The sequence below is a fragment of the Streptomyces caatingaensis genome (genome assembly GCF_001187435.1).
Classification (GTDB): Bacteria; Actinomycetota; Actinomycetes; order Streptomycetales; family Streptomycetaceae; genus Streptomyces; species Streptomyces caatingaensis.
The window spans coordinates 133,991-157,611 of record NZ_LFXA01000001.1; the positions used below are offsets into that span (position 1 = coordinate 133,991).

Genomic DNA, 23,621 nt, shown 5'->3' on the forward strand with positions numbered 1-23,621 from the left:
CACACCCCACCCCACAGCGCTCAGCCCGTGTTGCGGAGGCCCGCCGCCACCCCGTTCACCGTCAGCAGCAGCGCACGCGCGAGGAGCGGATCCGGCGTCTCGCCGCGCGCCGCCGCCTGCCGCTGGCGGTGGAGCAGGGTGACCTGGAGGTAGGAGATCGGGTCCAGGTACGCGTCCCGGATGTGGAAGGTCTGGCGCAACACGGGGCTCGCGTCGAGCAGTTCACGCTCCCCCGTGATGCGGAGCACCTCCCGCACGGTCAACTCGTGCTCCGCCTCGATCGCCGTGAAGACGTGCTTCAGCTCGTCGGGCACGAGCGTGTCGACATAGTGCCGCGCGATGCGCAGGTCCGTCTTCGCCAGCGTCATCTCCACGTTGGAGAGGAAGTTGCCGAAGAAGTGCCAGTGCGCGTGCATCTCCGCGAGGACGTCCTCGAGTCCGGCCTCGCGGGCGGCCTTCAGCCCGGAGCCGACGCCGTACCAGCCGGGGACGATCTGCCGGGACTGGGTCCAGCCGAACACCCAGGGGATGGCCCGGAGTCCGTCGAGGCCGGCGCCCGAGTCGGGGCGGCGCGACGGCCGCGAGCCGAGGTGCAGTTCGGCGAGCTGGTCGACGGGCGTCGAGGCGAAGAAGTACGCGGGCAGGTCCGGGTCCTCGACCAGCCGCCGGTACGCGGCGTGCGCCGCGTCGGAGACGGTGTCCATGGCCGCGTCCCAGCGGGCGAGCGCCTCGTCGGACTGCCGGGGGGCCGTGTGCAGGGCGGACGCCTGGAGCGTGGCCGCGACGGTCAGTTCGAGGTTCTCCCGGGCGAGCGCCGGGATGAGGTACTTGTCGGAGATGACCTCGCCCTGCTCGGTCACCTTGATCTCGCCGTCGAGCGTGCCCCACGGCTGGGCGAGGATCGCGTCGTGGGTGGGGCCGCCGCCCCGGCCGACCGTGCCGCCGCGGCCGTGGAAGAGCCGCAGCCGCACCCCGTAGCGGTGCGCGACGTCGCGCAGCCGGCGCTGCGCCCGGTGGATCTCCCACTGCGAGGTGGTGATGCCGCCGAACTTGGAGGAGTCGGAGTAGCCGAGCATGACCTCCTGGACGTCCCCGCGCAGCGCGACCAGCCGCCGGTAGGAGGGGTCGGCGAGCATCGCGTCGAGGATGACGTCGGCCGCGCGCAGCTCGTCGGTGGTCTCCAGCAGCGGGACGATGCCGATCTTCGCCCAGCCGGCGTGCAGGTCGAGCAGCCCGGCCTCGCGGGCGAGGACGGCGGCGGCGAAGACGTCGTCGGCGCCCTGGCACATGGAGATGATGTAGGACTCGACGACCTCGGGGCCGAAGCGCTCCAGCGCCTCGCGGATGGTGTGGAAGACGCCGAGCGTCTTCGCGCCGGCCGCGTCCAGCGGCGCCGGGCTGGGCGCCAGCGGCCGGCGCGAGCGCAGCTCCTTGGCGAGGAGCTTGGCGCGGTACTCGCGCGGCATGTCGGCGTACCGCCAGGACTCCTCGCCGAGCCGGTCGAAGAGCTGGCCGAGGGCGTGGTGGTGCGCGTCGGCGTGCTCGCGGACGTCCATGGTCGCCAGGTGGAGGCCGAACGCGGCGAGGGTCCGCAGCGCGCGCTCCAGGCGGCCGTCGGCGATGAGCCCGCCGCGGTGCGCCCGCAGCGAGTCCTGGATCAGCTGGAGGTCGGCGAGCAGGTCGGCGGTGCCGAGGTAGTCGCGGCCCTCCTGGTGCGGGGTGTCGCGGGCCAGCCGCTCCCGGGTGTTGAGGAGCTTCTGGCGGATGCAGGTGGCCTTGAGCCGGTACGGCTCCTCGGCGTTGAGCCGCTTGTAGCGCGGGCTGATCTCGGGGAGCAGCTCCAGGTCGCGCTGGAGCGAGGTGAGCAGCTCCTCGGTGGCGCCGCTGTTGCGGATCGAGTTGGAGAGGGCGGCGCGCAACTCGTCGACGAGCTCGACGGCGTCGGTGATGCCGTGCTCGTGCTGGAGGATCAGGACGTCCCGGGTGACCTGCGGGGTCACATTGGGGTTGCCGTCGCGGTCGCCGCCGATCCAGGTGCCGAAGCTCAGCGGGCGGGTGGTGACGGGCAGGTGGACGCCGACCCGGCCGAGCTCGGCCGCGAGGTCCTCCAGGACGTCGCCGACGGCGCCGGTGTGCAGCTCGTCCAGGTAGTAGATGGCGTTGCGGGCCTCGTCGGTGGGCTCCGGGCGGGAGACGCGCAGCTCGTCCGTCTGCCAGAGCAGGTCGATGTTCTCGGCGAGGCGCAGGGCGAGGCGGCGCTTCTCGCCCTCGCCGGTGGCCGGCCGGTCCAGCAGCTCGGCGATGCGCAGGAGCTTGTTGAGGACGCTGCGGCGCGCGGCCTCCGTGGGGTGGGCGGTGAAAACCGGCCGTACGCCGAGGTGTTCGACGGTCTGCCGCAGGTGCTCGGGGTCGGCGTCCTTCAGCTTGTCCGCGGTGCGGGCCAGGATCGAGCCCTCGGCCTCCCGCTTGGCGCCCAGCTCCCGGGCGCGGTGCACCTGTTCGGTGACGTTGGCGAGATGGAAGTAGGTGGAGAAGGCGCGCACCAGCTTGGCGGCCGTCTGCGGATCGGTCTCGCCGAGCAGCCGGGCCGCGGCCTCGCCGTCCGTGCGGGTCAGGGCGCGGACCCGCTCGACGAGGGCGAGGAGCTCCTCGCCCTCCTGGCGGACCAGGGTCTCGCCGAGGAGGTCGCCGAGCCGGCGGATGTCGGCACGCAGGGCGGCGCTGCGCCGTGCTTCGGGGCTGGTGGGGTCGGCACTGCTCACAGGTGCGGCTCCTTGCGGTGTTTCCGAGCACGTCTGGAGGGGTGGCGGACCGCGCTGTCCGACGCCCCAAGCATAGGTCGCCGCCCGACGCGCGGTGGCCGAGAGCCCTCTTGCCCCGCCCCGGGGCCCTGCCATACTTACGTTGCCGTAGGTTACGGAACCGTAGCCAGCTCCCCGACCCCCGAGGGAACCCATGACTGCAAGTCCCGACGTGCTCGAAGACGTGCCGAAGGCCCCACAGGGCCCGCTCCCTTCCGCCACGCTCGGCGGTGACAGCAAGCGCTCGATCGAACAGATCACCCTGCTGCTGTTCATCACCGTCCCCTTCGTCGCTCTCGTCGCCGCCGTGCCGCTCGCCTGGGGCTGGGGGGTGAGCTGGCTGGATCTCGGGCTGATGACGGCGATGTACTTCATCGGGTGCCACGGCATCACGATCGGCTTCCACCGCTACTTCACCCACGGCTCGTTCAAGGCGAAGCGGCCGCTGCGGATCGCCCTGGCGGTCATGGGGTCGCTGGCGGTCGAGGGGCCGCTGGTGCGCTGGGTGGCGGACCACCGCAAGCACCACAAGTTCTCCGACGCCGAGGGCGATCCGCACTCGCCGTGGCGGTACGGCGAGACGATCCCCGCGCTGATGAAGGGCCTGCTGTGGGCCCACGTCGGCTGGATGTTCGACGAGGAGCAGACGCCGCAGCACAAATACGCCCCGGACCTGATCAAGGACCCGGCCATCCGCGCGATCTCCCGCCAGTTCGTCCTGTGGACCACGGTCTCGTTGCTCATCCCGCCGCTGGTCGGCGGCCTGGCGACCTGGTCGTGGCAGGGGGCCGTCACGGCGTTCTTCTGGGGTTCACTGGTCCGGGTGGCGCTGCTGCACCATGTGACGTGGTCCATCAACTCGATCTGCCACGCGGTCGGCAAGCGGCCCTTCAAGTCGCGCGACCGCTCGGGCAACGTGTGGTGGCTGGCGATCCTGTCCTGCGGCGAGTCCTGGCACAACCTGCACCACGCCGACCCGACGTCGGCCCGGCACGGGGTGCTGCGCGGGCAGCTCGACTCCAGCGCCCGCATCATCCGCTGGTTCGAGCGGGCCGGGTGGGCGTACGACGTGCGCTGGCCCCGGGCCGACCGCATCGCGGCCAAGCGCAAGAAGGGGACGGACCGGGAGAGCGCCGCGCACGCGGCATGATGGACGGCGTGGCGATCGACAGCAAGACCTCCGGCAAGAAGGACCAGACCCCCGCGACCGGGACCCGGCGCACCCGCCGGGTGCGGATGACGGGTGCGGAGCGCCGGGAGCAATTGCTGGACGTCGGTCGGACGCTCTTCGCCGAGCGCGGCTTCGAGGGCACGTCGGTCGAGGAGATCGCGGCGAAGGCCGGGGTCTCCAAGCCGGTGGTGTACGAGCACTTCGGGGGCAAGGAAGGGCTCTACGCCGTCGTCGTGGACCGCGAGATGCGGCAGCTGCTGGACATGGTCACGGGGGCGTTGACCGCGGGGCACCCGCGGGAGCTCCTGGAGCAGGCCGCGTTCGCCCTGCTCGACTACATCGACTCGTATACGGACGGGTTCCGGATCCTCGTCCGCGATTCGCCGGTGGCGCAGTCGACGGGGACGTTCGCGTCGCTGATCAGTGACATCGCGACGCAGGTCGAGGACATTCTCGGGCTGGAGTTCAAGGCCCGGGGCTTCGAGCCGAAGCTGGCGCCGCTGTACGCGCAGGCGCTGGTGGGGATGGTCGCCCTCACCGGGCAGTGGTGGCTCGACGTCCGTCGCCCGAAGAAGGCGGAGGTCGCGGCGCATCTGGTGAATCTGGCGTGGCATGGGCTGGACGGTCTGGAGCCGAAGCCCCGGCTGGTGGGGCATCGGCGGTCCTGACGGCGGGGGCCGTCGGGGGTGCCTCGCCCCGGACCCGCCCTTTCACCGCTTCTGCGCGGCTTCGCCGCGGGGTGTCCTCACATGCCGGGCGGGCTGAATTCGGCCCGCCCGGCATGTGAGGACACCGCCCGGAGGGCGGTTCCCGGGCGTCTCTACTCCCTCACCGCCACCGCGAACACCCGGCGGAACGGGAAGACCGTCCCGTGCGGACCCGCCGGGTACGCCTCGCGGAGCAGGGAGGCGTACGAGGCGAGGAACTCCTCGCGCTCCCCGGGCGCGTCCGCCAGCGCCGTCAGGACGGGCCGCAGCCCCGTGCCCTTGACCCAGTCGAGGACGGGATCCTCGCCGGCCAGCAGATGGCAGTACGTGGTCTCCCAGGCGTCGACGGACAGACCGAGGGCGGTCAGGCGCTCCAGGTACTCCGCGGGCTCCAGGACGCGGTGCGGGCCGCGCAGGACGCCGGCCAGCCGGTCGCGCCAGCGCGGCGAGGCGCAGAGGTCACGCATCAGGGCGTGGGACGGGGCGTCGGCGTTGCCGGGGACCTGGAAGGCGAACACCCCGCCGGGGGAGAGCGCCGAGGTCCACGCGGGGAAGCGGTCCGCGTGGTCCGGCACCCACTGCAGCGCGGCGTTGGAGACGATCAGGTCGAGCGGGCCGATCGGGGCCCACTCGGCGGCGTCCGCGCCGGTGAAGGAGAGGCGGCCGCCGCCCGGCGTCCGGCCCGCGTGGGCCTGCGCCTCGCGCAGCATCTCGGGCGAGTTGTCCAGCCCGGTGATCAGCGCGTCCGGCCAGCGCCCGGCGAGGAGCGCCGTGACGTTCCCGGCGCCGCAGCCGAGGTCCACGATGCGGGCGGGGCCGGTGGCCGGCAGGCCGGGGACGCGGGCCAGCAGGTCGAGGAAGGGGCGGGTGCGGTGACCCTCGTGGCGCAGGTACTGCGCCGGGTCCCACGTGGGGGTGTGCGGCATGGCGGTGGTCCTCCCGAGGAGCGGGCGTGGGTCCAGCATCCCCCGCCATATATCTTGACGTCAAGAGACTTCATGTCGACAGACCCACTACACTGATCTCATGGAGGACGAGGTCGATCGGCTGGTCGCAGCGTGGCGCCGGGAGCGCCCTGACCTCGACGTGGAGCCGCTGGAGGTGCTGAGCCGGGTCAGCCGGCTCGCCCGGCACCTCGACCGCGCCCGTCGGCTGGCCTTCGCCGAGCACCAGTTGGAGCCCTGGGAGTTCGACGTCCTGACGTCGCTGCGCCGGGCCGGCGCGCCCTACCAGCTCTCCCCCGGGCAGCTCCTGACCCAGACCCTGGTCACCTCCGGCACCATGACGAACCGGATCGACCGGCTCGCCAAGAAGGGCCTGGTGCGGCGCGAGCCCGACCCCAACGACCGGCGGGGCGTGCTGGTACGGCTCACCGAGGAGGGACGGAACCGGGCGGACGAGGCGCTCGCCGGACTGCTCGCCCAGGAGCGGGCGATCCTCGCCGAGCTGTCCACCGCTCAGCGCCATGAACTGGCCGGTCTGCTACGCCAGTTGACCGCCCCGTTCGACAACGTCCCCGGCTAGGTCCACCGGGCCCACCCCCGCGCGGCGCGCGAGCGCCACCGCGGCGAGCGTCGAGTGCACCCCGAGCTTGCCCAGCACGTTCTGCATATGCGTGCGGACCGTGTGCGGGGAGAGATAGAGCCGCTCCGCGACGGCCTTGCGGCCCAGCCCCGCCACCATGCAGCGGAGCACCTCCCGCTCGCGCGGGGTCAGCGACTCCACGAGCCGCTCGCTCTCCGTGCGGTGCTTGCGCGCGGCCGTGAGCTCCCGCAGCACTCCGGTGAGGAGCGCCGGCGGCAGATGCGTCTCGTCCCGCAGCACCCCGCGGATCACCGCGAGCAGGCGCGACAGCGAACAGTCCTTGGCGACCCAGCCGCCGGCGCCGGCCTGCAGCGCGGCCGCCGCCCGCCGCGGGTCGTCGCGCTCGGCGAGGACCACCGTCCGCACCCCGGGATGGCCGGAGCGCACCCCGGCCACGAGCGAGATGCCGTCCACCGCACCGCCGCCGTCCGGCCCCGGGGCCGGGACCGGCCGGCCGGGCGGGCGCCGCTGCTCCGGGACCCGGGCCGCCTCCACGGCGACCGCGCCCAGATCGGCGTCGATCAGCAGGACGTCGAAGCGACGCCCCTCCACCGCCGCGCGCTCCAGCGCGCGCAGAGCCGCCGGCCCGCTGCCGGCCGCCGAGACGTCCACATCCTGCTCGGCCGCGAGGGCGGCCGCGAGGGACTCGGCGAAGATGCGGTGGTCGTCGACGACCAGTACCCGAATACGTGCCACAACCACCCCCAAATCCGGGGAGGCGCGCAGTGCGGGTACGGCGCCCGGTACGGAGCCGCCGTCCCGGCGCGCGGCCGCCGCCGCACTCCGACAACCACCCCGCCCCGGGCGTCGTACCTGCCTGTCTCGCCCCCTGATCGGCGTCGGCCCCCACCGACGCTCTGCTCAGCGTACGGCCGGGGTACGACATCGGAAGCCGATTCGCAAAACTGCTTGACCCGGATGTTTATCGTGAGCTTTCTGTTCAGTATTGGGGCGGCGAACGACGCGGAACGACGTGAAGTGGTGCACGAATGGCCCAACGTCCGTCCCGCCGCAGGTCAGTGGGGTCAGAGGTCGCGCCGCGCTCCGTCCCCCGGCTCCACGGGGAGGACGCGGGGCGGCCGGTGCCCCGCCGCCGCGAAGGCGGCCGCCACCTCGCGCCCCACGCGCCCCGCGGCCGCCTCCTCGGCCAGCACCACCGCCGATCCGCCGAAGCCGCCGCCGGTCATCCGGGCGCCGAGCGCCCCGGCCCGGAGCGCGGCCGCCACCGCCAGGTCCAGCTCGGCGCAGGAGACGGCGAAGTCGTCGCGGAGCGAGGCGTGTCCGGCCGTGAGCAGCCCGCCGACGGACCGCGGATCGCCGGCCTCCAGGCGGGCGACCGCCCGGCCGACGCGCTCCTCCTCCGTCACCACGTGCCGCACCAGCGGCCGCAGCGGCTCGTCCAACGCGCCCAGGGCGCCGTCCAGTTGCCCGGGATCGAGGTCGCACAGCAGCCGTACGCCGAGCGCCCGCGCACCCGCCTCGCAACCGGCGCGCCGCGCCGCGTACGCGCCGTCCCGCAGCGCGTGGGCGACCCCGGTGTCCACCACCAGCAGCCGCAGCCCGTGCGCCACGGGGTCGAACGGGACCTGGCGCAGGGCGAGATCGCGGGTGCGGAGGTGCAGGACGTGGCCCGTGGTGCAGCAGGCGGCCGCCGCCTGGTCCATGATCCCGCAGGGCACCCCGGCGAAGGCGTGCTCGGCCTCCCGCACCAGCCGGGCCAGCACGAGGCGGTCCGCCTCCCGCTCCACGGCCCCCGTCAGGGCCAGCGCCACGGCGACCTCCAGGGCCGCCGAGGACGACAGCCCCGCACCCAGCGGCACGTCCGTCTCCACGTGCACGTCCGCCCCGCCCGTCCCGTACCCGGCGCGGCGCAACGCCCAGGCGACGCCCGCCGGGTAGGCGGCCCAGCCGCGCACCGCGCCCGGCGCGAGCCCGGCGGCGGCCACTTCGACGGGTTCGCCGGGGAAGAGCGCGGAGTGCAGCCGCAGCAGTCCGTCGGCGCGGGGCGCGGCGGCGGCCCAGGTGCGCAGCGGCAGGGCGAGGGGCAGCACCGAGCCGCCGTTGTAGTCGGTGTGCTCGCCGAGGAGGTTGACGCGCCCGGGCGCGGACCAGACGCCGGCGCACGCCCTGCCGAAGACCGCGCGGAAGGCGTCCGCCACGCGGCCCGCGCGGCTCAGGGGAGCTCCCCGTCCGCCGTGCGCCGGGCGAACTCCCAGGCGTCCGCGATGATGTCGCCCAGGTCCGGGCGGCGCGGCCGCCAGCCGAGGACCTCGCGGGCGCGCTCGGCGGAGGCGACCAGCACCGCGGGGTCACCGGGCCGGCGGGGGCCGGCGCGCTGCGGGATCGGGCGGCCGGTGACCTCGCGCGCGGTCTCGACGACCTCGCGCACGGAGAAGCCGTTGCCGTTGCCGAGGTTGCACACCAGGTGCTCGCCGGGCCGGGCGGCGGCCAGGGCGAGGAGGTGGGCCTCGGCCAGGTCGGCGACGTGCAGGTAGTCGCGGACGCACGTGCCGTCGGGGGTCGGGTAGTCGTCGCCGTGGACGGCGATCTCCGGCCGCTCGCCGAGGGCGGTCCGCAGGACGAGCGGCACCAGGTGCGACTCCGGTTCGTGCCGCTCCCCCCAACGCCCGTACGCCCCCGCGACGTTGAAGTAGCGCAGCGAGACGCCGGCCAGCCCGTGGGCCGCGCACTCGGCGGCGATCATGTGGTCCACGGCGAGCTTGCTCGCGCCGTAGGGGTTGGTGGGGACGGTCGGGGAGTCCTCGGTGACGGGCACCACGGCCGGCTGGCCGTAGGTGGCGGCGGTGGAGGAGAAGACCAGGGTGCGCACGCCCGCGGCACGCATGGCGTCGAGCAGGTCGAGGGTGCCGCCGACGTTGTTGCGCCAGTACTTCTCGGGGCGGGCGACGGACTCGCCGACCTGGGAGCAGGCGGCGAAGTGCAGCACCGCGTCGTACGAGCCGTCCAGATGGCGCGCGGCCTCCTGGACGCGCCCCTCGATGAACCGCGCGCCCTCCGGGACGGCGTCGCGGTGCCCCGTGGAGAGGTCGTCGAGCACGGTCACCGTGTGCCCGGCGGCCAGCAGATGGGCCGCGACGACGCTGCCGACATAGCCGGCACCACCCGTGACCAGGCACTTGCTCGTGTTCATTGCCTTGCTGCCTCTCGCAGTCGCTCGGCCGCGGCCTCCGGCGGCACATCGTTGATGAACACGTTCATGCCGGATTCGGAACCGGCGAGGAACTTGAGCTTGCCGGCAGTGCGGCGGACGGTGAAGACCTCGAGGTGCAGGGCGAATTCCGTGCGCAGCGGGTGGCGGACGGGGGCCTGGTGCCAGCCGCTGACGTACGGGGTGGGCGGTGCGCCGGGCCCGAAGAGTCGGTCGAAGCGGCGCAGGATCTCCCGCTGGAGGCCCGGGAGTTCGGCCCGCGCGGGCCCGTCGAGGGCGGTGAGGTCGGGCACCCGGCGCCGGGGGTGGAGGTGGACCTCGTACGGCCAGCGGGCCGCGTACGGCACGAACGCCGTCCAGTGCTCCCCGGCCAGCACGATCCGCCGCCCGTCGGCCTCCTCGGCGGCCACGACGTCCTCGAAGAGACTGCGGCCGGTGCGCTCGCGGTGGGCGGCGGCGGAGGCGAGGACGCGCTCGGTGCGCGGGGTGACGAAGGGGTACGCGTAGATCTGGCCGTGCGGGTGGGTCAGGGTGACGCCGATCTCCGCGCCCCGGTTCTCGAAGCAGAAGACCTGCTCGACGCCGGGCAGGGCGGACAGCTCCGCCGTGCGGTCCGTCCACGCCGCGAGGACGAGGGCGGCCCGTTCGTCGTCCAGGGCGGCGAAGGAGCCGTCGTGCTCGGCGGTGAAGCAGACGACCTCGCAGCGGCCGGGCCCCGCGAGGGAGGGGAAGCGGTTCTCCAGGACGGCGACCTCGTAGTCCGCGGCCGGGATCTCGGTGGGCCGGCCGTCGCGCGTGGGGCACAACGGGCAGGCGCCGGGCGGCGGATGATAGGTGCGGTCCTGCCGGTGGGAGGCGATCACCACGGTGTCGCCCAGCAGCGGGTCGGCGCGCAGCTCGGTGCCGCGCGCGGCCGGGGGCAGCGGGCGCCGGTCCGGGGCGTCGCGGGCGGTGCCGTCCCGGGCGTCGTAGTAGAACAGCTCGCGGCCGTCCGCGAGCCGGGTCGCGGTCCTCTTCACACACGCCCTCCTCACCGACACCTTCCCACCCCACCGAGCACAAGGAACCATGGGAGGGCAACGCGGTCAACGGTGATCGGCCGACGGTGGGCCGACGGTGGACGGGGGGGCGCCATGCAGGCACTGGCCGAGGGTCTCCGGCTGCACGTCAACGGCCTGGACTACGCCATCCTGGGCCTGTACTTCGCCGTGGTGCTGGGCATCGGGTGGGCCGTCCGCCGTTCGGTGCGGACCAGCACGGACTTCTTCCTGTCGGGGCGCTCGCTGCCCGCCTGGGTCACCGGTCTGGCCTTCGTCGCCGCCAACCTGGGCGCCACCGAGATCCTCGGCATGGCGGCCAACGGCGCCCAGTACGGCGTCCCCACCGTCCACTGGTACTGGATCGGCGCGATTCCCGCGATGGTCTTCCTGGGGCTGGTGATGATGCCGTTCTACTACGGGTCCGAGGTGCGCTCGGTCCCGGAGTTCCTGCTGCGGCGGTTCGGGCCGTCCTCGCATCTGCTGTCGTCGGTCATCTTCGCGGTCGCCTCGGTCCTCATCGCCGGCGTCAACCTCTACGCCATGGCGATCGTGCTGCGGGCGCTGCTGGGCTGGCCGCAGTGGGTCGCCGTGGTGGTGGCCGGCTTCTTCGTCCTGGTCTACATCACGCTCGGCGGGCTGACCTCGGCCGTCTACAACGAGGTGCTCCAGTTCTTCGTGATCCTGGCGGCGATGGTCCCCCTGACGGTCGTCGGCCTGCGGCGGGCCGGCGGCTGGGGCGGGCTGCGGGACGCGGTGGCCGCCCGGCGGGGCGACGACTTCCTCACGGCCTGGGGCGGCACGGGCGTGGGCCACGCCAACCCGCTGGGCGCCAACTGGCTGACCATCACGCTCGGCCTCGGCTTCGTGCTGAGCTTCGGCTACTGGACGACCAACTTCGCCGAGGTCCAACGGGCACTCTCCGCGAAGGACTTGAGCGCCGCGCGGCGCACGCCGCTGATCGCCGCGTTCCCGAAAACGCTCATTCCCCTGGTGGTCGTGGTGCCGGGGCTGATCGCGCTCGTCGTCGAGCCGACGCTGGGCGCGGCGGGCAGCGGGCTCGACTACAACGACGCGATCCCCGTCCTCATGCGCGACCTGCTGCCCAACGGGGTGCTGGGCCTGGCCGTGACCGGGCTGCTCGCCGCCTTCATGGCCGGCATGGCGGCCAACGTCTCGTCGTTCAACACCGTGTTCACCAGCGACATCTGGGCCACCTACCTCCGCCGCGGGCGCGCCGACGCGCACTATCTGGCGACCGGGCGGGTGGTGACGGTGCTCGGGGTGCTGGCGGGGATGGGGACGGCGTTCGTGGCCTCGTCCTTCTCCAACATCATGAACTATCTGCAGACGCTGTTCTCGTTCTTCAACGTCCCGCTCTTCTGCGTCTTCGTCATCGGCATGTTCTGGCGGCGGGCCACGGCCGCGGGCGGCTTCTGGGGCCTGCTGTCCGGCACGGTGGCCGCGATGGTCCACTACTTCTGGCTCTACCGGCGGGGGATCGTGTCCATCCCGTCCGACCAGGGCGCCAACTTCGTCTCCGCGATCGTCGCGTTCGCGGTCGGCGCGGTGGTGACGGTGGCGGTCTCGCTGGGCACCGAGCCCAAACCGGCGGCCTCGCTCGCGGGGCTGGTCCACGGCGTCCGGCCGCCGGCGGCCGGGGTGCCGGCGGACGGCGACGGGGTCTGGTACCGCCGGCCGGCCCTGCTGGGGTGGGGCGCGGTGGTGCTGGCGGCGGCCTGCTACGTGCCGTTCTCCTTCTGACGCCCGCCTTCCTGACGCCTGCCCCGCACCCGCCCTTTCCCGTCTTCGAGGGGAGCACGATGGACGACCGCAAGCCGCCGCGGACCCTCTTCGACCTGCGCCTGGTCATCGGCGGACTCTTCACCGTCTACGGCGTCGTCGTCACCGTCGCCGGGATCACCGCCTCGGACGAGGACCTGGACAGGGCCGAGGGCATCAACATCAACCTCTGGGCCGGGCTGGGGATGCTCGCCCTCGGCGCCTTCTTCCTGGTCTGGCTCATGCTCCGCCCTGCCGCCCCACCACGCCGCGGGAAGTAGCCGGGACGCCGCCCGCGGCCCGGTCCAGCAGCCCCGTGCGGGCGGCCAGGGCCGCGGCCTCCAGCCGGGAGCCGACGCCGAGCTTCATCAGGACGCGCTGGACGTGCGTACGGGCCGTGCTCGGCGCTATGCCCATCCCGGCGGCGATCAGCCGGGTGTCCTCGCCCTCGGCCACCCGCACCAGCACCTCGACCTCGCGCGGGGTCAGCAGCTGGAGCAGCCGCGCCCCCTCGTCGTCCGGCTGGGCCGCCGGGTTGAGCAGCTCGGTGAACGCGCCCTGGAGCAGCTGGGGTTCGACGGCGGCCTCGCCCGCGCGGGCCTTGAGCATGGCCCGCTCGACGCCCTCGATGCGCTCGTTGTGCCGGACGTAGCCGGAGGCGCCGGCGGCGAAGGCGGCCGCGATGCCCAGCGGGCTCGGCACCGGCCCGAGCACCACGACGGCCACCTGCGGACGCTCCCGCTTGATCCGCACGACCGGCTCGAACGCGCCGGGCTCGGCCGGGGCGGCCGTGCCCAGCAGGCACACTTCGGGCGCGCGGCTCACCACCAGGTCGGCCGCCCCCGCGCTCGGCGCGGCCGCCGCCAGCACCCTGTGCCCGCGCAACTTCAGCGCCGAGGCGAGGGCCTCGGCCAGCAGTCGGTGGTCGTCGACCACCATGAGCCGCACGCCCATGCGCTGCCCCCCTGTCGCCCGCGTACGTCTCCGCGTCGCCGCGCTCTTACGTCGCTACGTCTCTTTGTCGCCCTCTTGCCCCCGGAAGCTACACGCTTGTTCGACGTTCCGCGCCCCCTACTCGTGAGAAGTCCCCCGGAATGCCGAAATCCCTGTCAATCACGTGTACTTCGCGTCTGAAACGGATCGTTCAGGCATGTACGCGCGATGGACAGGGATGCGGCGCCGAGCGCTCGCCAAATGATCAGCCGAGCGTCAACCGGTCGTCAACCACGGTCAGTCGGGCCGGGGAACGGACGGCTCAGCCCGTCCCCCAGATCATGGCGATGTACTCCTTGCCGTCCGCGAACGGGCTCGGCTTGTGGATGTAGTTGCGGCCCAGGTACAGCCGCCCCTGCGCCCAGATGGCCTGCTCGAACAGCGGCGAGATCTGGGCCTCGGTCTTCTGCGTGGCGAGCGGGTTCTTCAACAGCTCCTGCGCGGCGAAGGAGTTGGGGTCGATCCGGACGACCGTGCCGCCCGCGCGCCAGCTCGCCGTGAGGTAGGCGATCGCCGCGCCGTCCCCGTCCGTGCCGATCGGCACCATCGACGAGCTGACCCGGCCGTCGGTCTTGCCCTTCGACTTGCCGTTGGCGAGGTCGAACGCCACGACCTCGTTGACCCGGCCGACCTCACCGGACTTGCCGGTCTGGTGGTCGTCCGACGGAAGATAGAGCGTGTCCTTGGTGACGGCGAGCTTGTAGCAGCCCTCGACGGCGGTCGAGGGGCAGCGCGGGACGAACTTGCCGTTCTCCGTCGCGATCTTGCTGCGCAGCTTGCCGTCCTTGCCGCTGTCGTCGATCGCCATGAAGTCGGACACGCCGTTGCCCGTGTGGTCACCCGCGTTGACGCCGATGACCAGCGGGTCGGTTGACACCACGTGCACGTACTGGAGCCCGCTGGGCACCTTGAAGCTGGACTTGGGCATGCCCGTCGCCGGGTCCAGGGTCTGGACCTTCATCTGCGGGCGCTCGTAGTCGCCGCAGCGCTGCACCGCGACGAGCTTGCTGCCGCCGCCGTAGCCGTCGTCCCGGCAGGAGTCGTCCTCCTTGGGCTTCCACAGCTCCTTGCCCTCCAGCGACCAGGCGGCGCCGCCGCCCAGGCCGCCCGCCGCGACGGTGCCGCCGCCGACGGTGACCTCGGAGAAGGTGACGTCCTTGTCGCCGACCCGGACCGACTTCTGCCACAGCTTCTTGCCGTGGTCGAGGTCGAGGGCCACGACCTGGTTGCACGGGCCGCCGTACGGCTTGCTGTCGCTCGGCGGCGCCTGCGCGACCAGCACGGCGGTCTTGCCGTCGGCGGTCACGTGCTTGGGCGCCGAGCAGATGTCGCCGTCCAGCGGGATCTCCCACTGCTTGCCGCCGGTCAGGCCGTAGCCGACGACCTTGTCGAGGTCGCCCTTGGCGAAGACCTTGCCGGTGACCCACATGCCGCCGGCCGGGCGGCTGGTGTCCTTGATCGTGGCCAGCTCGGCGCCGAAGAGGAACTTGCCCTCCTTGGCCCGGGGCTTGTCCGCGCCCTTGGCGCCGCCCCCGCCCTTGGCACCGGACGAGGCCTTCGGCCCGTCCTTCTTGGGGTCGTCGTCGCCACCGCCCTGGAGGGCGTACCAGACGCCTCCGCTGAGCAGCAGCGCGAACGCGGTGACGGCGCCGACGATCACGGCCAGGCGCTTCCTGTTCTTCGCCGCGGGCGGCGGCGTCTGCTGGTACGCCCCGCCGAACTGCGGCGCCCCGAACTGCGGCCCGCCGGCGGCCGGATAGCCGTAGCCGCCGGGGGGCGGGGGTGCCTGGGGGTAGCCGTAGGCGGGGCCTACGGGGGCGCCGGGGGCGGGAGCGCCGGGGGGACCGAAGCCCGGACCGGCGGGCGCCGCAGGGCCGTTGGGGGCCGCGGGCGACGGCACGGGGGCTCCGGGACCGGCCGGGGCGGCCGGACGGGCGGGCGCCGCCGGGCCGTTGGCGCCCGCGGGTGCCGCGGGCGGTGCGGCGGGGACGGGCGGGGCCGACGGGGGCGCCGGCGGTGCCGCGGGGGCCTGCGGCGGCCGGGGCGGTGGCGGGGGCTGCTGCCCCTGCGGGCCCGCCGGCGGGGCGGGCGGGGCGGGCGGGGCGGACGGCATGGCGGGAGGAGCCCCGAAACCGGGGGGCTGGTCCTGGGGTGCGCCGAAGCCTTGGGGGGGCTGGGGCGGCTGTGACATCAGCTTTCCTCATTTACGCGCGGAACCCGCCGGCCCGGGCGGCCTCCCCCGCGATCCCGGCGGCGCCGGGCGCCGGCCGGCGCGCGGCGCCCTCCCGGGAAGGAGCGCATCGGGTGCGGATCCCGCCGGTGAGCGGCACGTGAGCGGGGGTTCTTTGTATCACCCGACGACAGGGCCGGACGGGTGGCGCACGCGCCGCCCGGGGAGCCGATACCGGGCTGTGACGAGACCGTTGTGAGGGGGTTGTGCCGCGTGGGACCGCGCGGCGGCCCCGGCGCGCGCTACACCTCCTCCGCCAGCTCCAGCCAGCGCAGCTCCAGTTCCTCCCGCTCCCCGGCCAGCTCCCGCAGCTCCGCGTCCAGCTCGGCCACGGCCGCGAAGTCCGTCGCCCGGGCGGCGATCCGCTCGTGGAGCTTCGCCTCCTGCTCGCTGACCTTGTCGAGCCGGCGCTCGATCTTCTGGAGCTCCTTCTTCGCGGCCCGCGCGTCCCCGGCGGACTTCGCGGGCCGGGCGGCGGGCACGGGCGCGGCCGGGGCCGCCGCGTTCAGCACGGCCTCGCGGCGCTCCAGGTACTCGTCCAGACCGCGCGGCAGCATCCGCAGGAAGCGGTCGCCGAGCAGGGCGAAGACCCGGTCGGTGGTGCGCTCCACGAAGTAGCGGTCGTGGCTGATGACGATCATCGAGCCGGGCCACCCGTCGAGCAGGTCCTCGAGCTGCGTCAGCGTCTCGATGTCGAGGTCGTTGGTCGGCTCGTCGAGGAAGAGGACGTTCGGCTCGTCCATCAGCAGGCGCAGCAGCTGGAGCCGCCGGCGCTCACCGCCGGAGAGGTCGCCGACCGGCGTCCACTGCTTCTCCTTCGTGAAGCCGAACTTCTCGCACAGCTGTCCCGCCGTCATCTCCCGGCCCTTGCCGAGGTCGACGCGGTCGCGCACCTGCTGGACGGCCTCCAGCACCCGCACGGCCGGGTCGAGTTCGGCGACCTCCTGCGAGAGGTACGCCAGCTTCACGGTCTTGCCGACGACGACCTTGCCGGCCGCGGGCTGCTTCTCGCCCTCCGTGCGGGCCGCCTCGGCGAGCGTGCGCAGCAGGGACGTCTTGCCGGCGCCGTTGACGCCGACGAGGCCGACGCGGTCGCCGGGGCCGAGCTGCCAGGTGAGGTGCTCGATGAGCACCTTGGGACCGGCCTGGACGGTGACGTCCTCGAGGTCGAAGACGGTCTTGCCCAGCCGGGAGCCGGCGAACCGCATCAGCTCGGCGCTGTCCCGCGGCGGCGGGACGTCCGCGATCAGCTCGTTGGCGGCCTCGATGCGGAAGCGCGGCTTGCTGGTGCGCGCGGGGGCGCCGCGGCGCAGCCAGGCGAGCTCCTTGCGGATGAGGTTCTGCCGCTTGGCCTCCTCGGAGGCGGCGATCCGCTCCCGCTCGGCGCGGGCGAAGACGTAGTCGCTGTAGCCGCCCTCGTACTCGTGGACGGTGCCGCGCTGGACGTCCCACATGCGGGTGCAGACCTGGTCGAGGAACCAGCGGTCGTGCGTGACGCAGACGAGCGCCGAGCGGCGCGCCCGCAGATGGCCGGCGAGCCAGGAGATGCCCTCGACGTCCAGGTGGTTGGTGGGCTCGTCCAGGACGATGAGGTCCTGCTCGGCGATCAGCAGCTTCGCGAGCGCGATGCGCCGGCGCTCGCCGCCGGAGAGCGGGCCGATCACGGTGTCGAGGCCCTGCGCGAAGCCGGGCAGGTCGAGCCCGCCGAACAGGCCGGTGAGCACGTCGCGGATCTTGGCGTTGCCCGCCCACTCGTGGTCGGCGAGGTCGCCGATCACCTCGTGGCGGACGGTGGCGGAGGGGTCCAGCGAGTCGTGCTGGGTGAGGACGCCGAGGCGCAGGTGGCCCGCGTGGGTGACGCGGCCCTTGTCGGCCTCCTCCAGCCTGGCGAGGACGCGGATGAGGGTGGTCTTGCCGTCGCCGTTGCGGCCGACCACGCCGATCCGGTCCCCCTCGTTGACGCCCAGGGAGACGCCGTCGAGCAGCGCACGCGTGCCGTACACCTTGTCGACGGCTTCCAGATTGACCAGGTTGGCTGCCATGGGGCCAGGACTCCTCGCATCGGATACCCCTCCAGGATCCCATGGGTTCACAGGTCCGCGGACGGGCCCCCGGCCGCCTCCACCGGGCGGGCGCGCAGCGCGGCCCACGTGGGCGGCAGCGTCGCGCCGAGCGTGACGGCGAGCGCGCCCGCGACGACGGCGAGGTAGACGGTGACGGGCCCGTACGGCAGGACGCGGTCCGAGGCGGAGAGGGCGAACGGGACGAGCGCGGCGGCCGCGGCCAGCGTGCCCAGGACGACGCCGACCACGGCGACGAGGGCCCCCTCGACGGTCATCATGCGCAGCAGCTGGCCCTTCGTGGCCCCGGCGAGCCGCTGGAGCGCGAACTCCCTCCGGCGGCCGCCCACGGCGACGGCGGTCGAGTTGACGACCGAGAGGGCGGTGAAGACGACGAGCATGCCGACGATGAGGTAGCTGGCCCAGGCCTGGGTGCGGGTGTCCGCGGCGCGCCCGGCCGCCACGGCGTCCCGGTCGAGGACCTCCAGCCCCGGGCGGCCCGCGGCGAAGCGGGTGAGCGCGGCCATGAGCCGGTCCCGGCCGGTGCCGTCGGCCGCGCGGACCAGGATCCGCGCGGGCAGGCCCGGGGTGGTGTGCGGGGCGAGCAGTTCGACGCTGGTCAGGGCGTGTTCGTACCCCTCGCGGGCGGCGACGAGGGCGACGACCCGGACGTCCGCGGCGGCGCCGTCGCCCAGGCGCAGCCGTACCGTGTCGCCCACGCCGCGGTGGATCCGGCGGGCGAGCGGCTCCGGCAGGGCGACGGCGTCGCCGCGCAGCGCGGCCAGGCTGCCGGCGGTGACCTCGTCGCCGGCGGTCCGTTCCGCGTCCTCCGCGCCGATGCCGACGAGGGGCAGTCCGCGCTTGCTCTCGGCGCCGTCGTGCGGGCTCTCGGTGAAGCCGGTGCTCGTGACGGACGGGCTCGCGGCGCCGGCCTCGGGCAGCCGGCGCACGGCCGCCGCGAGGGCCGGGTCGACGCCGGCCGGGGAGGTCAGGACGGCGTCGGCGCGCAGGCTCCCGGTGAACGCCTTCCCGGTGAGGGCCGCGGTGCTGGTCTGGAGGTAGATCATGCCGGTGGCGAGGGCGGTCACGAGCATCACGGGGGTGGCGACGGCGGCCGTACGGACGGCCCCGGCACGGCAGTTGAGGACCGCCAGGCCCCCGGACGGGCCCGTGAGCAGGCGGACGGGCCAGGACAGCAGCGCGGTCACCGCGCGGGCGCACCACGGCCCCAGCAGGGCGAGGCCGGCGGCCGCGCACATCACCGTGGGGCCCGCGGTGCTCGCCGCCACGGGGCCGCGCAGGACCAGCGCGGTGACCAGGCCCAGGGCGGTCGCCCCGGCGAGGAACAGCAGGCCGAGCAGCAGCCGGAGGGGCGTCCACCACCGTTCCTGGACGGCGGCTCCGGCCAGCGCCTCGACGGGGCGGGCCGTCGTGGTGGCGCGGGCGCCGAGGAGTCCGCCGCCGACCGCGGTCAGCAGGAGCGCCCCGTAGGCGGGCATCGCCGGGATCCAGCCCTGCCGGAACTCCAGGGTCTCGGCGGCCATTCCGCTGTCCACGAGGGCGTCGAACAGCCGGCGGCCCACGAGCGGCCCGGTGAACCAGGCCACGGCCCCGGCGAGGACGGCGACCAGCAGCGTCTCCCCGACGATCAGGCGGCGCAGCATCCCCTTGCCGGCGCCGACCGCCCGCAGCAGGGCGAGTTCGCGGCGGCGGCGCCGCGCGCACAGGCCGACGGTGCCGGCGACGACGAACACCGAGACGCCGACGGTCAGTCCGCCGAAGGCGCCGGAGAGGGCGATGATGTCGCCCGCGCCGCGGACGGCCTCCGGGTGCTCGACGGTGCCCCGGTCGTCGCCCGTCAGCACCGTCCGCCCCTCCAGGGCCTTGCGGATCCCCTCGCGGACGGTGTCGCGGTCCGCGCCCGGTTCCAGGACGACCGCGACGTCGGCGACCGTGCCCGGGCGGGGTGCGAGGCGCGCGGCGTCCGCGGTGGCGAGGAACAGGGTGGGCCGCGGGACGCGGCCGCCGCGGGCGATGCCGCTGAGGCGGTACGCGGCCGTGCGGCCGCCCTGCGCCGTGATCCGTACCGTCTCCCCGACGCGCTTGCCCGTGCGGGCGGCCAGGCCCTCGTCCAGGACCACCTCGCCCCGGGACGGGGCCCTCCCGTCGAGGCCGTACGGGGTGAGCGCGGCCGACTCCCAGCCGTGCGCCTCGGCCTTCCCCGTGCCGGGGAGGACGACGTCGAACGTGTGCTCGCCGACGGCGCGCCGGACGCCCGGCACGCGGGCGGCCTCCTCGGCCGCCCCGGCCGGCAGCCCCGCCCGCTCGGGCAGCACGGCCTCGTGCTTCTCGCCCGGCTGCCGGTACGTGCGCTCGCCCGTGACGACGATCTGCGCGCCCGCGAGGCGCTGCGGCGGCACGTTGTCGCGGATCGCGGTCTCCATGAGACCGCCGCACGCCATGACGAGGGTCGCCCCGAGGGCGAGGGCGAGGAAGGTGGCGAGGAATCCGCCGGTGCGGTGCCTCAGCGAACGCCGGGCGAGCTTGCCGATCATGCGATCGACGCTAGGGGTGGGGGCGGGGTTCGCCCATGGGAGCAGCGGGGGTGTTGGGGCTGGGGGTAGCCCTACCCTCCGCCGGCGGGGCGGGGAGAGAACCCCCCTAAGGACGCCGCGCCACCACCGTCGCCCCCTCCGCCGGCCCCGCCGCACCCCGCACCGCCCGGCACGTCCCGGAGGCGGCGAGGGCCGCGGCCACCCGCTCGCCGTCCTCCGGGGACTTGACGAGGAAGGCCGCCGTCGGGCCGGAGCCGGAGACGAGGGCGGCCAGTGCGCCCGCCTCGGTGCCGGCCGCGAGCGTCGAGGCCAGCGACGGCCGCAGCGAGAGGGCCGCCGGCTGGAGGTCGTTGGAGACGGCGGAGGCCAGCGCGGCCGCGTCGCCGGCGCGCAGGGCGGCGAGGAGGGCGGGGGAGGCGGCGGGCTGGGCGGGGCCCGGGTCCGTGCCGGAGGCCGCCCGCAGGCGGTCGCACTCGCCGTAGACGGCCGGCGTCGACAGCCCCCCGTCCGCGACGGCGAAGACCCAGTGGAAGGTGCCGCCCGTCTCCAGCGGGGTGAGCACCTCCCCGCGCCCCTCGCCGAGCGCGGCCCCGCCGGTCAGGCCGAAGGGCACGTCGCTGCCCAACGAGGCGCAGATGTCGAGGAGTTCGGCCCGCGACGCCCCCGTCCCCCACAGCGCGTCGCACGCCAGCAGCGCCCCCGCGCCGTCCGCGCTGCCCCCGGCCATGCCTCCGGCGACGGGGATGTCCTTGTCGATGTGGAGGTGGACGTCGGCCGTGCGCCCGTACCGGCCGGCGAGGGCGAGGGCGGCCCGTGCGGCCAGGTTCGAGGCGTCGAGCGGCACCTGGTCCGCGTCCGGCCCGGAGCAGGTGATCCGCAGCGAGTCCGCCGGTGTGACGGTGACGTGGTCGTAGAGGGAGACGGCGAGGAAGACGTTGGCCAGCGCGTGGAAGCCGTCGGCCCGCGGCCCGGCCACGGCGAGCTGGACGTTGACCTTGGCGGGGACGCGGACGGTGACGGACGACGGCGACGACAGCGGCGGGGTCACGGGGAGCAGCTCCTCGGAGGGTACGGATCAGCCGTGCTTGTGCTCGGCGATGGCCACGAACTCGTCCACGGTCAGCGACTCGCCACGGGCCCGCGGCGAGACCCCGGCCGCGACCAGCGCGGCCTCCGCCGCCGCCGCGGAGCCGGCCCAGCCGGCGAGCGCGGCGCGCAGCGTCTTGCGGCGCTGGGCGAACGCGGCGTCCACGACGGCGAAGACCTCCGCCTTGGTGGCCGTGGTCTTGATGGGCTCGGCGCGGCGCACGAGGGAGACGAGGCCGGAGTCGACGTTCGGGGCGGGCCAGAAGACGTTGCGGCCGATGGCGCCGGCCCGCTTCACGTCGGCGTACCAGGCGGCCTTGACCGAGGGGACGCCGTAGACCTTGGAACCGGGGGCGGCGGCCAGCCGGTCGGCCACCTCGGCCTGCACCATGACGAGGGTCCGCTCGATGGTGGGGAAGCGGTCGAGCATGTGCAGCAGCACGGGGACGGCCACGTTGTAGGGCAGGTTGGCGACCAGCGCGGTGGGCGCCGGGCCGGGCAGCTCGCGGACGTGCAGGGCGTCGCTGTGGACGAGGGAGAAGCGGTCGGCGCGGCCGGGCAGCCGGGCGGCGACGGTCGAGGGCAGCGCGGCCGCGAGGACGTCGTCGATCTCGACGGCGACGACGCGGTCGGCCGCCTCCAGCAGGGCGAGGGTCAGCGAGCCGAGCCCGGGGCCGACCTCGACGACGACGTCGTCGGGCCGCACCTCGGCCGTGCGGACGATGCGCCGCACGGTGTTGGCGTCGATCACGAAGTTCTGGCCGCGCTGCTTGGTCGGCCGCACCCCGAGGGCGGCGGCCAGTTCGCGGATGTCGGCGGGGCCGAGCAGGGCGCCGTTCTCGTCAGTGCTGGGGGAGCTCACCCGTGAAGTTTACGGCCGCACACGGGCCAGGGGCTCGCCCCCCGGCGTACGTAGAGCTTCTTCGCCCGGTGGGTCTGCTCCTCGGCGGTGGCGTCCTGTGGCCGGCCCGAACCGCCGAGGGACTGCCAGGTGTGGACGTCGAACTGGTAGAGGCCGCCGTACGTGCCGGACGGGTCGACCGCGTCGGGCCGCCCGCCCGCCTCGCACTGGGCGAGCGCGTGCCAGTTGAGGCCCTCGGCGCCCTGGACGGTGGTGGGCACCGCCTTGGTGCCGACCTTGACGATCTGGGTGCGCGGCTTGCGCACGATCTCCGAGGAGATCTTCCGGGGCTTCTGCCGCACGCCGTTGACGGAGCGCAGCGCGTAGGTGACCCGCTCCAGGCCGGGCTCGCCGCGCTGGGCGACGACCTCGGTGCCCTTGGTGAGCGTGGGGTCGTCGTGGCGCTCGGTGGCGTAGTCGATCGGGATCTCGCGGACCTCCTGGCCGCCGGTGATCCTCATGATCGAGATCGTCTGGCCGTCGCGCGGGAAGCTCTCGGGGTCCACGGAGGCGGTGTCCTGTCCGTGGAGGGCGATCCCCGCCTGCTGGATGGCCTCGCGGACGGTGGCGGCGTTGGTGCGCAGGGTGTGCTCGTGCCCGTCGGCGACGAAGGTGACGGTGCGCTCGGTGCGGACGTGCAGGTCCAGGCCGCGCCGGGAGATGGGCGCGGAGCGGGAGGCGGAGAGGTAGGCGCCCTCGGCGCGGACGCCGAGCTGGCGCAGGGCGCCGTCCACGGTCCGGGCGGTGGTCCACACCTGGCGGCGCTCGCCGTCGAGGGTGAGGGTGACCGGGCGGCCGTAGCGGACGACGACGCGGTCGCCGGCGGCGAGGTCGTGGTCGCGGCCGGGGGCGACGATGTCGTGCTCGCCGACGGCCATGCCCTCGTCCGCCAGCAGCTCCCCCACGTCGTCGGCGAAGGTGTGCAGGGTGCGGGGCCTGCCGTCGACGCTGAGCTGGACGGCCTTGTCGCTGGCGATGAAGGCGGAGGTGCCGCCGGCCAGGAAGGCGACGACCAGGGCCTGCGGCAGCAGGCGGCGCAGCGGGTCGGGGACGGCCCCGGCCCGTTTGCGGCGGGCGGCCCGGCGGCCGCCCGCCCGGCCGGGCGCGGCGGGCTCGCCGTAGAGGTCGTCGGGCGGCTCGTCGTCGTAGCCGCCGAAGGGGCTCGCGGGGAGGCGGTCCCCGGCGGGCTCCTCGAAGGAGGGCTCCGCGGGCAGCGCGAGGGCGGCGGGATCGTACGGGGGGTGGACGACGCCCGTCAGGACGTCACCGGCCGGGGCCTCCCCGGGGGCCGCCGGCGATCCCGAGGACTGCCGGGGCACGTACGCCTCGTGGGCCTCGGGGCCGCCGAGCACCCCGTAGGACTCGGCGCCGTACGCGTCGTGCGGTGCGTACGGGAGGTACGACGGCGGCTCCGCCGCACCGAGGCGCGCAGCGTGGGGGCTGCCCTGCGGATGGCTCACGACACTCCACTGGGTCCGGGCTGACGGGCCAGGACTGTAGCGAAGCTTCGGTGACTCTCCAAAGTCCGATAGTCACACTGTGTCG

The 23,621-nt window shown here is 74.5% G+C and carries 18 protein-coding genes; 5 read left to right on the forward strand and 13 right to left on the reverse strand.

Features of this window, described 5'->3' with window-relative positions; translation table 11 throughout:
• Positions 1 to 20: 20 nt before the first annotated feature.
• The gene (gene ppc / locus AC230_RS00560) at positions 21 to 2,762 is read right to left on the reverse strand and encodes a phosphoenolpyruvate carboxylase (protein ID WP_049713921.1); all 2,742 of its coding nucleotides are present in this window, start codon (positions 2,760 to 2,762) and stop codon (positions 21 to 23) included.
• Positions 2,763 to 2,955: 193 nt separating this feature from the next.
• Here ppc and AC230_RS00565 point away from each other — a divergent pair, with 193 nt between their 5' ends.
• Together AC230_RS00565 and AC230_RS00570 are read left to right on the forward strand one after the other, a co-directional pair.
• Positions 2,956 to 3,951, forward strand: a complete 996-nt coding sequence (locus tag AC230_RS00565; RefSeq protein ID WP_198535363.1) for an acyl-CoA desaturase — start codon at positions 2,956 to 2,958, stop codon at positions 3,949 to 3,951.
• Positions 3,951 to 4,640, forward strand: a complete 690-nt coding sequence (locus AC230_RS00570; RefSeq protein WP_049713923.1) for a TetR/AcrR family transcriptional regulator — start codon at positions 3,951 to 3,953, stop codon at positions 4,638 to 4,640. Before AC230_RS00565 ends, AC230_RS00570 begins: the two co-directional genes overlap by 1 nt.
• A gap of 152 nt (positions 4,641 to 4,792) precedes the next feature.
• Here AC230_RS00570 and AC230_RS00575 read toward each other — a convergent pair whose 3' ends face one another.
• Entirely contained in the window at positions 4,793 to 5,605 is an 813-nt protein-coding gene (locus AC230_RS00575; protein WP_049713979.1) for a trans-aconitate 2-methyltransferase, read from the reverse strand.
• A gap of 100 nt (positions 5,606 to 5,705) precedes the next feature.
• On the opposite strand from AC230_RS00575, the gene AC230_RS00580 reads away from it, so the two are divergent.
• On the forward strand, positions 5,706 to 6,203 hold the full coding sequence (locus AC230_RS00580; protein ID WP_049713924.1) for a MarR family winged helix-turn-helix transcriptional regulator: 498 nt from the start codon (positions 5,706 to 5,708) through the stop codon (positions 6,201 to 6,203).
• On the opposite strand, the gene AC230_RS00585 is transcribed toward AC230_RS00580, so the two are convergent.
• The 4 genes from AC230_RS00585 to galT form a co-directional block, all read right to left on the reverse strand.
• Positions 6,162 to 6,959: a response regulator transcription factor gene (locus tag AC230_RS00585; RefSeq protein ID WP_049713925.1), complete on the reverse strand. Its 798-nt coding sequence runs from the start codon at positions 6,957 to 6,959 to the stop codon at positions 6,162 to 6,164. The genes AC230_RS00580 and AC230_RS00585 overlap by 42 nt on opposite strands.
• 329 nt (positions 6,960 to 7,288) lie before the next feature.
• Entirely contained in the window at positions 7,289 to 8,422 is a 1,134-nt protein-coding gene (galK, locus tag AC230_RS00590; protein ID WP_241833014.1) for a galactokinase, read from the reverse strand.
• Positions 8,423 to 8,436: 14 nt separating this feature from the next.
• On the reverse strand, positions 8,437 to 9,414 hold the full coding sequence (gene galE / locus AC230_RS00595; protein WP_049713927.1) for a UDP-glucose 4-epimerase GalE: 978 nt from the start codon (positions 9,412 to 9,414) through the stop codon (positions 8,437 to 8,439).
• On the reverse strand, positions 9,411 to 10,451 hold the full coding sequence (gene galT / locus AC230_RS00600; protein WP_049713928.1) for a galactose-1-phosphate uridylyltransferase: 1,041 nt from the start codon (positions 10,449 to 10,451) through the stop codon (positions 9,411 to 9,413). The genes galE and galT overlap by 4 nt, the downstream gene beginning before the upstream one ends.
• 114 nt (positions 10,452 to 10,565) lie before the next feature.
• Here galT and AC230_RS00605 point away from each other — a divergent pair, with 114 nt between their 5' ends.
• The gene (locus AC230_RS00605) at positions 10,566 to 12,233 is read left to right on the forward strand and encodes a sodium:solute symporter family protein (protein WP_049713929.1); all 1,668 of its coding nucleotides are present in this window, start codon (positions 10,566 to 10,568) and stop codon (positions 12,231 to 12,233) included.
• A 59-nt stretch (positions 12,234 to 12,292) separates the two neighbouring features.
• Positions 12,293 to 12,532, forward strand: coding sequence for a hypothetical protein (locus AC230_RS00610; RefSeq protein WP_049713930.1), 240 nt, complete (start codon positions 12,293 to 12,295; stop codon positions 12,530 to 12,532).
• Here AC230_RS00610 and AC230_RS00615 read toward each other — a convergent pair.
• From AC230_RS00615 to AC230_RS00645, 7 genes are all read right to left on the reverse strand, one after another.
• A complete protein-coding gene (locus AC230_RS00615) occupies positions 12,492 to 13,205 on the reverse strand; it encodes a response regulator transcription factor (protein WP_049713931.1) in 714 nt (237 codons plus the stop codon). The two genes, AC230_RS00610 and AC230_RS00615, sit on opposite strands and share 41 nt — an antisense overlap.
• A gap of 301 nt (positions 13,206 to 13,506) precedes the next feature.
• Complete coding sequence (locus tag AC230_RS00620) at positions 13,507 to 15,144, reverse strand: outer membrane protein assembly factor BamB family protein (RefSeq protein WP_049713932.1); 1,638 nt, start codon at positions 15,142 to 15,144, stop codon at positions 13,507 to 13,509.
• A 572-nt stretch (positions 15,145 to 15,716) separates the two neighbouring features.
• Positions 15,717 to 17,516 carry an ABC-F family ATP-binding cassette domain-containing protein gene (locus AC230_RS00625; RefSeq protein WP_049713933.1) on the reverse strand — a complete coding sequence of 600 codons (1,800 nt, stop codon included), beginning with the start codon at positions 17,514 to 17,516 and terminating at the stop codon, positions 15,717 to 15,719.
• Between the two features lie 47 nt (positions 17,517 to 17,563).
• Positions 17,564 to 20,089, reverse strand: a complete 2,526-nt coding sequence (locus tag AC230_RS00630; RefSeq protein WP_049713934.1) for an ABC transporter permease — start codon at positions 20,087 to 20,089, stop codon at positions 17,564 to 17,566.
• A 106-nt stretch (positions 20,090 to 20,195) separates the two neighbouring features.
• Positions 20,196 to 21,137, reverse strand: coding sequence for a 4-(cytidine 5'-diphospho)-2-C-methyl-D-erythritol kinase (locus AC230_RS00635; RefSeq protein ID WP_241833015.1), 942 nt, complete (start codon positions 21,135 to 21,137; stop codon positions 20,196 to 20,198).
• Between the two features lie 27 nt (positions 21,138 to 21,164).
• Positions 21,165 to 22,037: a 16S rRNA (adenine(1518)-N(6)/adenine(1519)-N(6))-dimethyltransferase RsmA gene (gene rsmA, locus AC230_RS00640; protein WP_049713935.1), complete on the reverse strand. Its 873-nt coding sequence runs from the start codon at positions 22,035 to 22,037 to the stop codon at positions 21,165 to 21,167.
• Positions 22,034 to 23,536, reverse strand: coding sequence for a resuscitation-promoting factor (locus tag AC230_RS00645; protein ID WP_049713936.1), 1,503 nt, complete (start codon positions 23,534 to 23,536; stop codon positions 22,034 to 22,036). Before AC230_RS00645 ends, rsmA begins: the two co-directional genes overlap by 4 nt.
• Positions 23,537 to 23,621: the final 85 nt, after the last annotated feature.